We start from the raw sequence: 14,133 nt of genomic DNA, 5'->3' as shown, positions 1-14,133 counted from the left end.
CTCAGCGACCGCCTCGGTGGAGGTCCGGCGGTCCTCCCTCCGTTCACCCTGATCTGGCACTGCGCGGACGTCGCCCGCGAAGCCTTCGCCGACCGTGCCCGTCCTACTTCGACACGGTCCTGGAAGTCCTCGGGGAGGGCGGCGTCGAGGTCATCCTGAACTGAGCCCGACGCTGTCGGGGATCCTGGTGGCCGCAGCATCAGCGGGCGGCCCGCCGAAACCGCCGTCAACCTCCGCCGGAAGCCCCGACATCCTCCTCCCGAGCTCTTACCGGGCCGGCCGGCGGCGCCTGCGACAGCGACCACGTCTGCGTGACGGCCCGTCAAGGCGGCGGTGCTCGACCGGCTCGCCAGGGTGCTGCCCGGCGAGCCGGTCGTGCCCACCACCCGCTCCGCCGACGCCGGCTCGATGCGGCTCGCGGTGAAGCCGGCTTCGCAGGGGTGGAGCGGGTCGAGGCCCGGGATGCCGGGCAGCGGCTCGGCGTGCGGTCGTTCAGCCCCGGTACACCAGGTAGATGAGGCCGAAGCAGGGCGCGGTGTCGAGCCCCGGATACGCCTGACCGGTGGGGATGGACTGCTCCGTGCTCCAGGGGTTCTCGTAGTCGCTGTTGTACTTGAGCCAGTGGAGTGTGCCGGGTCCGGCGTCCGGGCCCTTGTAGTAGGCGCAGTAGAGGGCGTCGTTGGCCCGGGAGACCGCGAGCGCCCGGGCGCCCTCTCGCTGGACCTCAAGGGCTTCCAGGTCGCCTCCGTCACCGTGAACGGCACCCCGGCGAGGTCGTTCTCCCGTTCCGGCGCTCACAAGCTGGACATCGAACCGGCCCGCCGGGTGGCCGGCGGCGCCACGTTCGCGGTGCGGGTGGTGTACGCGGGGAAGCCCGACCCCGAAGGCTGGCACCAGTTGGTGTCCGGCGGCGTCAACGCGATGGGCGAGCCGCACGCCGCGACCTCCTGGTTCCCGTCCAACGACCACCCGTCGGACAAGGCCACCTTCTCGCTCGCCGCGACGGTCCCCGACGGCTGGACGGCCATCGGCAACGGCCGGCCCGGTCCGACCACCAGCGCGGGTGGTTCGACGACCTTCCGCTGGCGGGAGGACAAACCGATGGCGACTTACCTCAGCACGGTCGCCATCGACAAGTTCACCGTCCACCGCTCGGAGCTGCCCGACGGGACGCCGGTCATCACGGCCTACGGTCCGGACGTGCCGATCGACGAGACGGCCAAGGCCGCCGAGGCCCAGCAGCCGGAGATCCTCGCCTTCCTGGCCTCGAAGTTCGGCCCGTACCCGTTCTCCTCCGCCGGCGCCATCGTCCGCAGTTGGCCCAAGGAGTCGGGTACGGGCGCGCCGGACCTGGAGACCCAGAGCCGACCCACCTACACCAACTACCTCTGGGACGCCGCCATGGTCCACGAGAACGCCCACCAGTGGTTCGGCGACAGCGTCTCGTTCACCGATTGGCGCGACGGCTGCATCGCCGAATGCGTCGCCCAGTACGCCAACCAGCTGTGGGAGGAGCACAAGGGATCGAACCTCGACACCACCTTCTACGCCACCAACATCGAAGAGCACAGGAACGACCCGGCGTACTGGTCCACCAAGCTGTACGACCCCGGCCAGGGCAAGGAGCTCGCTCCGGCCCTCTACTTCAAGGGCTCCCTGATGATGCACGCCCTGCGGCGCACCGTCGGCGACGAGGCGTTCTTCGGCACGCTCAAGCGCTGGACCGCCGACCACGCGTACGGCAACGCGTCCTTCCCGCAGTTCGAGGCCCTGGCCGCGAAGGTGTCCGGCAAGGACCTCAAGGGCTTCTTCGACGCCTGGGCCCACGGCACGACGATCCCCCCGAAGGAGTACCTCTACCCCGGCACCCTGGCCGACAGCCCGGCGAGCCCGTCCTCGGGGTGATCGTCCAAGGCGACCCTCCCGAGCAGCACGCGTGAGACCCTGACGACAGCCGGGCAACGACAGGACCAGCACAACCGGCACGAGCGGGTACGCCGTGCGGGCGTCGCCGGCCCCGTTCCCCGCCGTCCTCGCCGACGGCGACGCCGCAACGGTCATGTTCCTGTTCGTCGTCCCCCTGACATTCCAGGGGCCGTGGGATCTGTCGGTCGCCGCGGCGGGGATCGCCTTCCTCACCCCGGCCGTGGCCATGGCGCTCGGCGGACCACCATCATGGCCGGGGGTTCTACGAGCATCTCGCCCTGGGACAGGCGTACTTCTGTCCGGACGGCGGAAACGATGTCCGACCAGTTCGCGCGACGTCGCCGAAGCCCAGCACACCCATCGCGACGAGCAGTTCGTCCAGGTTCGACCGGGCCGCGGCGAAGAGGAGGATCCCGCCGCCGACGATGACGGCGCCGCCCGGTCAGGAGGTGGGCTGTGCCGGGTGGTAGCGCTGGAGGTCGCCGCGGACCCGATCCAGGTAGGGCTGGATGGCCGCAAGCCTGGCCTGGTCCCGTTCCTGCACCACCCAGGTGGCGGTGCGGTAGGCGGCCGCGAGGTTGAGTAGCGGGTCGCCCGGGACGCCCTGGAGGTCAGCGGTGACGGCACAGAGCATGCGGCCCAGGGCGGGGATCGACTCCTCGGGGGTGAACGGCGGCACGGGTACGGTGTTCTGGCGGTCGGCCGGCAGGTAGTAGCGGAGCACCCGGGGTGTCCAGCGGGCGATGCCGTACTCGTCCTTGGCCGGGTCGCTCAGGTTCGGGTCGAAGCCGCTCTCGGCTTCGAGAATGGCTGCGATCAGGGGCGGGGTGACCTCCGGCTCCGGGCACGTGCGGCCGGCCTCGATGATCAGGTCCTGATACTGCGGAGGAATGCCGGCGTCGGGGCGCAGCCATCGTGCGGTGTCCTGGCGCGGGGACGGAGCAGCGGGGGCGGCCAGCGTGCTGGACGCGCGGGGTGCGGCGGAGTCACCGGGGACGCAGGCGCTGAAGACGATGGCGAGCACCACCGCGATCAGGGGGGCGAGGACGCGGTGTGGTGAGGCCGACCTGCCGGGGCGGCTCGGCTGGGCCGGGCTGCCGACGGGTGGTACGCGCAATGGTGCCGAAGCTACGTCGGGTGCGGGTGCGGGTGCGGGTGCGGGTGCGGGTGCCGGTGCGGGTACAGGTGCGGGTGCCGGGGCGTCTCGTGCCACGACTGCGACGCCTGCGACGTGCTCGGTGGCCGTGACGGTCTCGGCGACCGCGGCCGTGTCCGTCTCTGCGGCCACTCCGACCATCTGTCCCGCGCCCTGCGGGGAGGTGATCTCCCGGTGCGTGTCCACGCGTCGTCGCTCCCACTCCACCGGGTCACCGCCGCACGCGGCCACGAAGGCGGCCAGCACCGCCTGGCTCGGTAGTCGGTGGCCGGCGGCGGCCTCGGCGAGCGTGGAGGCGGAGTAGTTGATGCGGGTGGCGAGTCGCCGGTAGGGCGGACTGCCGGCCTGGCGTCGCAACTCACGCAGGTCCAGGGCGAAGAGGGCCAGGGGGCCCTCGCAGGCATCGAGCGGCTGTTCCTGCCGTCCCACCTATTGATCCTCTCTGTCGGTTGAACGCTGTCCGCCACGGTGGTCCGTCCGGTCGTTCGGGGACCGCTTCGTCCGGGCCTGTTCGGCCTTTGTCCGGCCTTTGTCCGATCAGGCCATCAGGCCGTGACGGCGCCCTCCGGACCGGATTTGATGAGGCGGAGCACCCTGTTTCATCCGGGCCATGACAACACTCAACCGCTTCGTGGGCGTCGCGACTCGACTTTCCACCGGATCCACCGTGTGCCATCACTCACACACGGTCAGACGGGGTGCGATCGCCGTGCGCCCACCCCCTGGAGGACCACCCGATGCCCTGCCCGAACCGCCCGGCCCGCCCGAACCGCCCGTTAGACCTGCCCCACGGCGACGGTTCGCCGGCGTCCGGGGCGACGCACGCCGGCGACTCCTGATGGACGCACTCTCGGCGGCGGTTGAGCCGGAGGCGAAGCCGAGACTCCTCACCACGTCGTGGTGGTGGCGGTGGGCGCTCGGCACCTGTTTCGCGCGCATCACCGAACCGATGGCGACGCTGGCGCTGATCAGCCTGGGGACGTACGTCAGCGGGTACTCCTATGGGGCGTTCCTGGTGAGCGTGTACACGTTGACCGGAGCCCTGGCGGCCACCGCCTCCGGGCGACTGCTCGATCGCGCCGGACGTCCACGGCGGGTCATCATGATCATGACGATGTCGTCGTTCCTCCTGCACGTCGCCCTGGCGCTCCTCGGCACGTTCCGGCTCTCCTCGGCCATGGTGACCGTCACCACGGCGCTGTGTGCCGCGCTACCGGCCGGTCTGCCCGGTCTGTCGCGTTCCGTGCTCGTGGAGTACGTCGATGTGCGTCTGACGGAACTGGCGTTCTCCTGGGACTCGATCATGACGGAGGTGGGCTGGATCCTCGGGCCGGTGATCATCGCGGGTCTGAGCACGTTCCATCTCCCGTGGGTCGAGGTGGCCGCCATGGCCGTCACCTTCCTGGGGGTCTACCTCTTCCTCGGCCCACTGGTCGGAGCGCGGCCGGTCGCGGCCCGGCCGCCCGGTGAGAGGCCCGGATCCGCGCCTCTCTGGTCCCACCGTCCGGCGTGGCCCAGCCTGGCCGACTCGATCGCGGTCGGCATGGCGGTGACCGGGATCGTGTCGGCGTTGCCCGTTCTGCTGGCGAGGACCGGGGCCTCGGCCTCGTGGTCCGGAATCCTGGTCAGCCTGCTGGCCGGCACCGGAATCGCCGGAACGCTGTGCTACGGAAAGGCGGCGGTCAGGATCGCGCTGCACATCACCGTTCAGTCGTTCATCACGCTTGTCGCCGTCATGGCGTCCGTGGCCGGTCTGGTGCTGTGCGGGAGCGTGACATCGGTGGCTGTGTGGGTCGGCGTGTCGGGGTTCTTCATCACGCCGTTCAACACGCAGCGATCGATCAGCCTCGAAGCGAGCATCCCGCCCGAACTGCGCACGCAGGGGTTCTCGGCACAATTCGCACTGTTCGGGCTGGGATCGGCGATCAGCGCCGGAGTACTCGCGCTGATCAGCGACATCTCATCGGCACTGCTCCTTGTCGCGGTGATCGGCCTGTCGATCTCGGCAGCCGCCAACACCGTGGTGTGGAAGCAGATCGCCGCGGCCGGGAACCACTGAACCCGAGGCCCGGACCCGGGCCTCCAGCACCCAATCACGCGACAACGATGCGGGGGAATCATGCTCAGATACGGCACGCAGGACGTGAACGACAGCGGGCACCTGGAAATCGGCGGATGTGACGCGCTGGACCTGGCGCAACGGTACGGGACTCCGGTCTACGTGATCGACGAATCAGCCGTCCGCGACCGCTGCCGCGGCTATCTCGAAGCGTTCCGTTCGCACTGGCCGTCCATCGACGTCGCCTACGCGTCGAAGGCCTTCCTGGTGGGCGAAATGGTCCGGCTCGCCATGGCGGAGGGACTCAGCCTCGACGTCGTGTCGGCGGGCGAGCTGCGCCTCGCGCTCTGGGCCGGCGCGGAGGCTTCGAGGATCACCTTCCACGGCAACTACAAGACGCGGGAGGACATCGAGCTGGCGGTGCGCAGTCGGGTGCGCTCCCTGGTGGTCGACTGCATGGACGAGATCGACACCATCGACCGGCAGGCCCGGCACAACGGCCACGTCCAGGCCGTGGACATCCGCCTCAACCTGGGGATCGACATCCACACCGATCCCAAGTACACGACCGGCAGCCCGGAGTCGAAGTTCGGGCTGTCGGTGCGGACCGGCGACGCGGCCGCCGCCGTGGCCAGGATCCTGCGGTGCGACGGCCTCCGGCTGCGAGGCCTGCACTTCCACCTCGGCGCGCAGGTGGTGGACACCAAGTACCACCGGCAGGCGCTGCACGACCTGGGGGCCTTCATCCGGGCGGTCACCGTCGACCTCTCCTGGAAGCCGGAAGCCGTCACGGTGGGGGGTGGAATGGGAGTGAACTACGACGGTGTCTCGACGCCGCCCACTCCCGCGGAATGGGCCCGGGACCTCGTCCCGGTGTTCGCCCGGGAGGTGGCCCCCCACTGCGCCCCGGACGTGGTGTTCGGCATCGAGCCGGGCAGATCGGTGATCGCCGAGGGCGGGACGACGCTGTACACGGTCGGCCCGACGAAGACGAGCGGTGCGCGCCGACTGGTGGCCGTCGACGGCGGGCTGTCGGACAATCCGCGGCCGATCATGTACCAGTCGGTACACCGCGTCGTCCTCGCGTCGAATCCCGAACTGCTGGGCGTGCGACTCCACGAGTCGACGGTCTTCGGGCGGCACTGCGAGACGGACAAACTGATCGACGACGTGCTGCTGCCCGAACTGCCTCCCGGTGAGGTGCTGGCCGTCCAGTGCACCGGAGCGTACACGCACTCGATGTTCAACCAGCACAACAGGTTCGACAAGCCGCCCGTCGTCTTCGTCAGGGACGGACGGTCCAGGCTCGTCGTGCGCCGCGAACGGTTCGCGGACACGATCCTGACGGAGATCCGGGACACGGAAGTCAACTCGTCCGATCGGCATGGGGGGAAGTAGTGCTTCTCGTCGTCGCAGTACCGGTTTCACCTGCCGCGGCCGAGTCGTTGGCCGACGGCACCGTCGTCTGCCGTGCGGATCTGCGCACGGCGGACGACGGCACGCTCGCGGCCGCCGTCAGCGAACTCCGCCCGAACGTGCTCATCGTCGACCGCCCGGTCAGCTGGGACGTCCTGCGTTCCTGGCGCGAGGCGATGCCGGACGAACCGATCGCCGTCGTCCGGGTCTCTGCATCCGGCGGCACGCTGGAGCGCCTTCCGACGATGCGTCAACGATCGGTCTCGGAGGTCCTCCCCTTCGACATTCCGATGTACACGGTTCCGCTCCGGGCGGGCGGCGAGGACGGCGTCGACGAGGACGGCGTCGACGAGGACGCGAGCGCGTACGAGGCACTCGCCGTCGCCGAACGGTTCGCACAGGACCGGGAGCTGTCCGTGGAGTTGCCGAGGTTGCCGCTGCGGTCGTCCTCGGTTCCGGTGCCCGCTCGCGGACGCGGATCGGTCCTGATGATCGGTGCCGGCGTCGTTAACCTGGTGACCGCACACGCGCTGCACACCGACGGTTACCAGGTCGCGATCGTCGACGCGGCTCCGGACCCGCGCGTCGGCCGACCCTGGCAGGAGTACGGCACGTCGCGCGGCGGCGGCAACGCCCGCATGTTCACGTACACCGAGATGGACGACTACCACGCGAAATCCGCCGACGAGCTCGACCGCATGACGGTGTTCGACCGTCCGCCGGCCCGGTGCGGCTGGGACGTCCGCCGGTACGACGTCGAGGAGGACCGGCAGTGGGTGCAGGACTTCCAGCGCGTCCGGCCCTGGCTGGCACGTGCCTACAACGGCGACATCCTCGGGCTGAACCGACGGAGCGGGGAGCTGTGGTCGAGCTGGTTGCGGACCCGACCCCAGTTGTTCGACGACGTGGAACTGCGGAACGACGTTCTGCGCCTGTACGAGGATCCCTCGCACCTGGCGGCCGCTCGGCAGCGGCAGGACGCGGTCGGGGCCACCATCGCCGACTACTCCGGCCACGAGGTCCGGGAGAGGTTCCCGGCCCTGGCCCACGCCGCTCCGAAGGCCTTCGCCGGCGGCATTCTCGTCGGGGGCTTCACCGTCAACGTCCACGACTTCATGGCCCGGCTGCTCGACGACCTGGAGGCCGGCGGGGTGCGCATGCACTTCGGCCTTCGGGTCGAGGAGATCATGCGGGACGTGGACTCCGCGGTCACCGGAGTGCTGACCACCGACGGCCCGCTGCTCTACGACCACTACGTGGTGTCGCCCGGTGTCGAGAACGACTCGTTGCGCCGTCAGATCCCCTCCCTGCGGCAGGTGCACGGGGTGCTCGGCTGCTGGGCCACGATCCCGAACGTCGGACCCGTGCTCGAGCACTCGCTGAAGGTCGCGCGGCGCGGCCATGTCGCGGAGGACGCGAACGTCACCGTCGGCCGGGACGAGTCCGGCGAACGTGTCCTCATGGTGGGCTCCGGCTACGGCTGGACGGGCGGTGACCCGCGCAACATCGACGATCGGCGCCTGGAGGACATCCACGCCGCCGTCGCGGACACGGTGCGGACGCTCTTCCCCGACGCCTACGAGAGGGCCGGCGGTCGCGACGGGCTGCGTGGGACGCAGAAGCATTGCGTACGGCCGTGGACCGCTTCGAACCTCGGAATCTTCGAGACGAGCCCCGCGCGGAGCGGCCTGTTCGTCGTCACGGCCGGACATAACACCGGTGGGTTCGCCCAGGCACCCGTGGTCGCCGAAGCGGTCACGCACGCGCTCAAGGGGATCCGGCACCCCATGCACACGCTCTACCACCCGCTCCGGACACAGCACACGGTCCATCTGTCAGAGCTCGGCCGCGACCGCTGAAGGTCCTCGAACTGGACGATGTGCAGCGGGTGTTCGCGGCGACGGTGATCTGGCCGCTGGGGCCGGCCAAGTACGTCCTGGCGGTGACCGACGAGCAGTGGCAGACGGCGTTCGACCTCACCTTCCACGCGGTCGTCCGGATGACCCGGGCCGTGCTGCCCACCCTGCCGGAGCACGGCGGCCTCGCTGGTCCACGTGACCGGCGAGGCCGCCCGGATGCCCGACGTGCCCCTGGTGGACCGCGCCGCCGCCAGGGCGGCCGTGCTGTCGCCGAACAGGACTCTCGCGGTCGAGTTCGGTCCGCGCGGGGTGTGCTCCGCCGTGGTCACCCCCGGCCCGACTCGCACCAGGCTATGGGCCGGGTCACCGGCGCCGAATGGGTCGGCGACGGCGGCCACCACCGGGTCTCGCACGCTTGGCCGCAGCGCCTGGTCGACCGCTTGCCCGACCTGGTCCAGCCCGAGGCGATCACCGTCGACCACTCGAGTTCGCGAGAACTGACGGCACTCACATCCATGGCGGCAGTTGCCGGTCCGCTGCTCATGTCTGTCAGTGAGCCTTTTTCAGGGCGACCCCCGATCGGGTGACCGTCCTGAACCGCCGGATCACCCCCTCGAACTGCTGGCGCAGCCGCTCGGGGTACGGGCCGTACCTGCCGATCGGCAGGTACGGCCCGATGAACTCCCATTCCGCGTCCGAAAGTTGCGCTCGCGTCACACCGCAAGGTCTACCGGATCAGGCCCTGCAGGGCGGGCGATTCCATCAGATTGATCGCAACCCAATACGCACCCTAGTTGGTTCCGGCTGTGAGTTCATTGAACAGCTTGTTCGCCGACTCCGAGGCGAACTGGCGCTGGAGTTCGGCGCGGGCGATCTGCTTCTTGAACTCGCCCTCGTAGCCGGTGAATCCGGCGTTGTGCATGATGTCGGTGATCCACGTGGCGAACGCCTGGTAGTTCCAGATGTGCGACAGGCAGGTCTGCGAGTAGCTGTCGAGGAGGCTGGAGTCGCCCTCGGTGGCATGGCGGATCACCGCACGGGCGAAGACCTCGGTGTCGTGCAGAGCGAGGTGGATGCCCTTGGCGCTCATCGGCGGCACGATGTGCGCGGCGTCGCCCAGGAGGTACAGGCTGCCGTAGCTCATCGGGTCGAACACCACGCTGCGCAGCGGAACGATCTGCTTGGACAGGATCTGCCCGCGCGTGGGCGGCGTGCCGAAGCGGACCTCCAGTTCGCTCCAGATGCGCTCGTCCGGCCACCGTTCGGGGGTGTCGTCGACCGCGCACTGGAGGTAGATGCGGCTTGCTTCGGGGCCGCGGGGGATCATCCCGGCCAGGCCCAGTTCGTGGATCGCCATGCCCGAGGGCCGGGTTTCGGTGGCGGCCAGGACGCTGAGCCAGGAGTAGCCGTACTCGTGGGAGTACTCGGTCAGCGCGGCGGCGGGGATGGACCGGCGGGAGACGCCGTGAAAGCCGTCGCAGCCGGCGACGAAGTCGCACTCGATGGCCCGCGCCGCGCCCTTGGCGTCCCGGTAGCGCACCACCGGGCGGCCCTCGGCGAGGTTCTCGGGAGCGACGTCCGCAGCCTCGTAGCGCAGGTCACCGCCTTCGCGGAGGAAGACGTCGGTGAGGTTGCGCACCAGGACCTGCTGCGGGCAGTACAGGCTCTCGTTGTCGTCCTCGTCCACGTCGATGGGCATCGCGTGGCCGTCGATGTAGAAGCCGCCCTCGCTGTGCGGGATCGGGTTGCCCGCCAGGACTTCCTCCAGGCCCCATGCGCGGAACAGGCGCACCCCGAAGGTGTCGATCGTTCCCGCGCGCTGGCGCTTCTCGACGTAGGCGCGGGGGTGCTTCTCCAGCACGACGCAGTCGACGCCGTTGCGCAGCAGGAAGTTGCCGAGGGTCAGACCGGCGACGCCGGCCCCGATGATGACGACGGCCGTGTCGTCGCGTGTCTCAGTCATGCGTGCGGGCCTTTCGTGATCCGTGCAGTGGTCGGTACGCCGAGGCGTACATCGCGGCGTCGGCCATCACGGCTGACACGCGCTCACTGCCCACTGTGGAAGGCCCGGCAGGTCGCGGACCACTGGTAAGTGGACGCTTGATGCCGGAAAGCCGCCAAGAAGGCGGGAAGTGCGATGACCATGCGCACGACCAGGGCAACAGGGCGAACAGCCCGGGTGGGGGCTAGCGCGCGTGGATGCGCAGGCCGGCCTGGTAGCGGCCGGGGGTCTGGCCGACGACCTCGGTGAAGGCGTCGATGAAGCTGGACGGATTGGACCAGCCGCACGCGACTGCGGTCTCCGTCACCGTCATCCCGTCGGTCAGGTGCGCCAGAGCGTGGTGGATGCGCAGGGTGGTCCGCCAGCGGTGGAAGCTCATGCTCAGCTCGGCGTGGAACAGACGGCTGAGCGTGCGCTCGCTGGCCCCCACCGCCCGGCCCAGCTCGGCCAGGGTGGAAGGCCGGGTGGGGTCCGCGCGCAGCAGGTCGGTGGCGGCGCGCAGCCGGTCGTCGCTCGCCTCGGGAAGGTGCAGGGAGGTCTCGGCGGCGTCGGCCAACTCGTCCACGATCACGGCGAGCAGGCGCCGGTGGGCGCCAGGCCGCCGTTCCGGCTCGTCGGTGAGCGCCAGAAGGGCCTCGCGCAGCAACGGACTTACCGCGAAGACGCTGGGGTGATCGATGAGCCCGGCGCACAGGTCGAGCGGCACGGACACCAGCCGTACGTCGGTCTGCCCGTAGAAGCGGTGCGAGTGGGCAAAGCGCGGAGGCGTCCAGGTGATCCGGTCCGCCGGGGCGACCCACGTGCCGCGCTCCGTCGTCGTGACCAAGGCGCCGGCGGCGGCGTAGACCAGCTGACCGTGGACGTGGCTGTGAGGGTCGAGCTGAAAGCCGTGCGGCAGCCAGGCACCGCCCAGCAGGATCTCATCGTCTGTCTCGGCGGGTGTCGATGAAGGTTGGCGAGTTTTCAGCATCAGGCGTCAGTTTACCGGTGGTGTCACACGAAGCGCCCCGCCGACAGTGGTCGCATGACCACGATGAACCTCAAGTCCCGTCCCCGAGGGAGGTAGCGGTGGCCTCCCGGATCCAGCGCCCGCGCAGGCGACGGATGCTGTCGCTGACCGTGCAGGGAAGCGAGCAGCCCAGTCCGCACTTCATGACCGTCACGCTGGGCGGCGAGGACGTCCAGCACCTTCAGCGGTCAGGCTTCGACCAGTCGGGACGTCTGTTCTTCGCCGACCCCGACGCCGCCGCCGAGGTGTTCCTGCCCAGCAGTGAGCGGTGGATTCTCCAGCTCACGCTCCAGGGCGGCAAGCAGCGTCCGCGGGTGAGGACCTACTCGATCCGGCGCTTCCGGCCCGAGGCGTCGGAGTTCGACATCGAGATCTCGCTCCGCGCTGTCGACAGCCCCGGCGCGGCCGGCCCGGGTACCCGATGGGCGCGGGCCGCCGAGCCCGGCACCACGGTCGCGTTCCTCGACGAGGGACACAGCTACGCGCCCGCCCCCGGGGCCGCCTGGCAGCTCCTGGTCGGTGACGAGAGCGCCCTTCCGGCGATCCTCGCCATCCTGGAGCAGTCCGCGGCGAACCTGCCTGCCGAGGTCTTCCTGGAAGTCCCGTCATCCGAGGACATCCGCAGCGACGTCACGGCACCGCCGGGCAGCACCGTCCACTGGCTGCCCCGCACCGATGCGGGCGCGAAACCCGGTGCCCTCGCCCTGGAGGCGGTGAAGCAGGCGCGGCTTCCCGGCGGCGCCTTCTACGCCTGGACAGCTGGCGAGTCCTCGATGGCCACCGGCATCCGCCGCCACCTCGTCAGCGAGCGTCACGTACCGAAGTCCGATATCTCTTTCCGAGGCTACTTCAGTTACGGGCGCGCCAGCCTCTAACACCCCGCCACGCAACCGGGGACATTCGGCGGAGGCGGACACGCACACCTCACGTGACAGTCATCGACGGTATGTGCAACTACCGGCAGCAGCCACAGTCACGCGGCCGACAACCGAGCGATCGAAATCTGGCACTAGCGAGTGAATATCCGCACTCACAGGTGTTCATTCCCGCGCAAGATCAAACCGAGCCGGTCTTCCGGCGGCAGGCTGGCCGCTGCCCGGGGCTTTCCGGGCGCTCCCCAGCTCCGAGGAAGAGGAACATGTCCATTCCCGTCGGTCGCGCGCGTGCCGCGACGGCCCTGATCTGCTCCGCGATCGTCGGTGTCGGCCTCACCGCCGTACCGGCGCAAGCGAGCACGGCCAACGTCCTGACCATGAACGGCTCCAGCGTCTCCGGTCAGGCCTACAAGGGCACCCAGCCGCAGAGCCTCGCGCTCGTCGGGCAGGCCGACGGCTCCTGGGGCATCCGCAGCTTCTACCAGGGCAACAGCTCCGTCCTGACCATGAACGGCTCCGGCGTCTCCGGTCAGGCGTACAAGGGCACCCAGCCGCAGAGCTTCCGGATCGTCAAGCAGGCCGACGGCTCCTTCGGCATCCGCAGCCTCTACCAGGGCGACAAGCTGGCCCTCACCATGAACGGCTCGACCGTCTCCGGTCAGGCCTACAACGGCACCCAGCCGCAGAGCTTCGAACTGGTCCGGCAGGGCGACGGCTCGTGGGGCATCCGCGCGTTCTACCCCGACCACACCTTCCCGCAGGAACCGCAGGCCCGGGACTCGGCCGCAGCCACGAGCCGGGGCCGGGCCGTCGACGTCGACGTCCTCGCGAACGCCTCGGGCACCGGCACCACCCAGCCCCTCGACCTGACGGTCACCGGTACCTCCAAGCCCGCCAACGGCACCGCCGCGCTCGTCGGCGGCAAGGTGCGCTACACCCCGGCCGCGGGCTTCACCGGCTGCGACACCTTCACCTACACCATCCGGGACATCTTCGGCCAGCAGTCCACCGCGACCGCGCGGGTGGCCGTCGCCGACGTCGGCAACGTCGCGGCGCGACCGGTCAGCGGCACCGCCCTGACGGTGTCCGGGGTCCTCGTCACCGGCTCGGCGTTCCAGGACGGTAGCGCGGCCCAGAAGTTCACCCTGGCACCCGGGGGCGACGGCTCCACCGAGATCCGCAACCCCGCGACCGGGCTGGTGATGACCACCACCGTCGACGGCCTCACCGTCGGCGCCACCCCCTCGCTCGGCCTGGCCACGCAGCGGTTCTCCCTCACCCCGCAGAACGACGGCTCCACCGGCATCCGCAACACCACCACCGGCGCCGCGATCACCGTGGACCGCTCCTCCGGCGCCGTCACCACCGGCCCCTACGACGGCACCCAGCCCCAGAGCCTCGAACTGGTCGACCTGGGCGACGGCACCTACGCCCTCCTCACCTACTACGGCAGCACCCAGGTCCCGCAGACCCCGGTCGCCCGCACCGCCGCCGGGGCCACCGTCCAGGGCGGCACGACCACCATCGACGTCCTCGCCGCCGCCAGCGCCACCGGCCGCACCGATAGCCGGGGCCTGGCCCTCGCCGGCGTCTCCGCCCCCGGCAACGGCACCGCCGCGATCGTCGACGGCAAGGTCCGCTACACCGCCGCCGCGGGCTTCACCGGCTGCGACACCTTCACCTACACCGTCCGCGACGGCCTGGGCCGCAGCGCGACCGGCACCGCCAACGTCGCCGTCGCCGCCCGCGCCACCTCGGGCTGACCCCACCCGGCACCCAGAGGCCCCGAAGTCCCCGCGCGGGAAGTCGGCCCGTCCGACGAGCCCCGCGG

Annotated in this window: 11 protein-coding genes; 7 read left to right on the top strand and 4 right to left on the bottom strand. The window is 70.2% G+C overall.

The genetic code is table 11. The annotated features are described in order from the left end of the window. Positions 1-492 precede the first annotated feature (492 nt). Positions 493-798 (bottom strand): hypothetical protein, encoded by a 306-nt coding sequence (locus ABTZ03_RS43380; protein WP_350518797.1) that lies wholly within the window; start codon positions 796-798, stop codon positions 493-495. Here ABTZ03_RS43380 and ABTZ03_RS43375 point away from each other — a divergent pair. Then, complete coding sequence (locus ABTZ03_RS43375) at positions 754-1,905, top strand: M1 family metallopeptidase (protein ID WP_350518796.1); 1,152 nt, start codon at positions 754-756, stop codon at positions 1,903-1,905. The two genes, ABTZ03_RS43380 and ABTZ03_RS43375, sit on opposite strands and share 45 nt — an antisense overlap. Before the next feature lie 463 nt (positions 1,906-2,368). Here the strand turns inward: ABTZ03_RS43375 and ABTZ03_RS43370 are convergent, their stop codons facing one another. After that, the gene (locus ABTZ03_RS43370; protein WP_350518795.1) at positions 2,369-3,511 is read right to left on the bottom strand and encodes a helix-turn-helix domain-containing protein; all 1,143 of its coding nucleotides are present in this window, start codon (positions 3,509-3,511) and stop codon (positions 2,369-2,371) included. Positions 3,512-3,920: 409 nt separating this feature from the next. On the opposite strand from ABTZ03_RS43370, the gene ABTZ03_RS43365 reads away from it, so the two are divergent. The 4 genes from ABTZ03_RS43365 (at position 3,921) to ABTZ03_RS43350 (ending at position 8,917) form a co-directional block, all read left to right on the top strand. Further along, a complete protein-coding gene (locus ABTZ03_RS43365; protein WP_350518794.1) occupies positions 3,921-5,141 on the top strand; it encodes an MFS transporter in 1,221 nt (406 codons plus the stop codon). Positions 5,142-5,201: 60 nt separating this feature from the next. After that, positions 5,202-6,539 (top strand): diaminopimelate decarboxylase, encoded by a 1,338-nt coding sequence (lysA, locus tag ABTZ03_RS43360; protein WP_350518793.1) that lies wholly within the window; start codon positions 5,202-5,204, stop codon positions 6,537-6,539. Beyond that, positions 6,539-8,416 (top strand): NAD(P)/FAD-dependent oxidoreductase, encoded by a 1,878-nt coding sequence (locus tag ABTZ03_RS43355; RefSeq protein ID WP_350518799.1) that lies wholly within the window; start codon positions 6,539-6,541, stop codon positions 8,414-8,416. The genes lysA and ABTZ03_RS43355 overlap by 1 nt, the downstream gene beginning before the upstream one ends. Before the next feature lie 216 nt (positions 8,417-8,632). Continuing rightward, the gene (locus tag ABTZ03_RS43350) at positions 8,633-8,917 is read left to right on the top strand and encodes a hypothetical protein (protein WP_350518798.1); all 285 of its coding nucleotides are present in this window, start codon (positions 8,633-8,635) and stop codon (positions 8,915-8,917) included. A gap of 289 nt (positions 8,918-9,206) precedes the next feature. Here the strand turns inward: ABTZ03_RS43350 and ABTZ03_RS43345 are convergent, their stop codons facing one another. Both ABTZ03_RS43345 and ABTZ03_RS43340 read right to left on the bottom strand, forming a co-directional pair. Further along, positions 9,207-10,379: a 4-hydroxybenzoate 3-monooxygenase gene (locus ABTZ03_RS43345; protein ID WP_350518792.1), complete on the bottom strand. Its 1,173-nt coding sequence runs from the start codon at positions 10,377-10,379 to the stop codon at positions 9,207-9,209. 223 nt (positions 10,380-10,602) lie between these two features. Next, positions 10,603-11,388 carry a helix-turn-helix domain-containing protein gene (locus tag ABTZ03_RS43340; RefSeq protein WP_350518791.1) on the bottom strand — a complete coding sequence of 262 codons (786 nt, stop codon included), beginning with the start codon at positions 11,386-11,388 and terminating at the stop codon, positions 10,603-10,605. 134 nt (positions 11,389-11,522) lie between these two features. Here ABTZ03_RS43340 and ABTZ03_RS43335 point away from each other — a divergent pair, with 134 nt between their 5' ends. Next, positions 11,523-12,302 (top strand): siderophore-interacting protein, encoded by a 780-nt coding sequence (locus tag ABTZ03_RS43335; RefSeq protein WP_350518790.1) that lies wholly within the window; start codon positions 11,523-11,525, stop codon positions 12,300-12,302. Between the two features lie 263 nt (positions 12,303-12,565). After that, positions 12,566-14,065, top strand: coding sequence for an Ig-like domain-containing protein (locus tag ABTZ03_RS43330; protein WP_350518789.1), 1,500 nt, complete (start codon positions 12,566-12,568; stop codon positions 14,063-14,065). The last annotated feature ends 68 nt before the right edge of the window (positions 14,066-14,133 follow it).

This window comes from Kitasatospora sp. NPDC096077 (assembly GCF_040303245.1).
GTDB lineage: Bacteria > Actinomycetota > Actinomycetes > Streptomycetales > Streptomycetaceae > Kitasatospora.
This window is presented reverse-complemented; position numbering and strand designations above follow the sequence as displayed.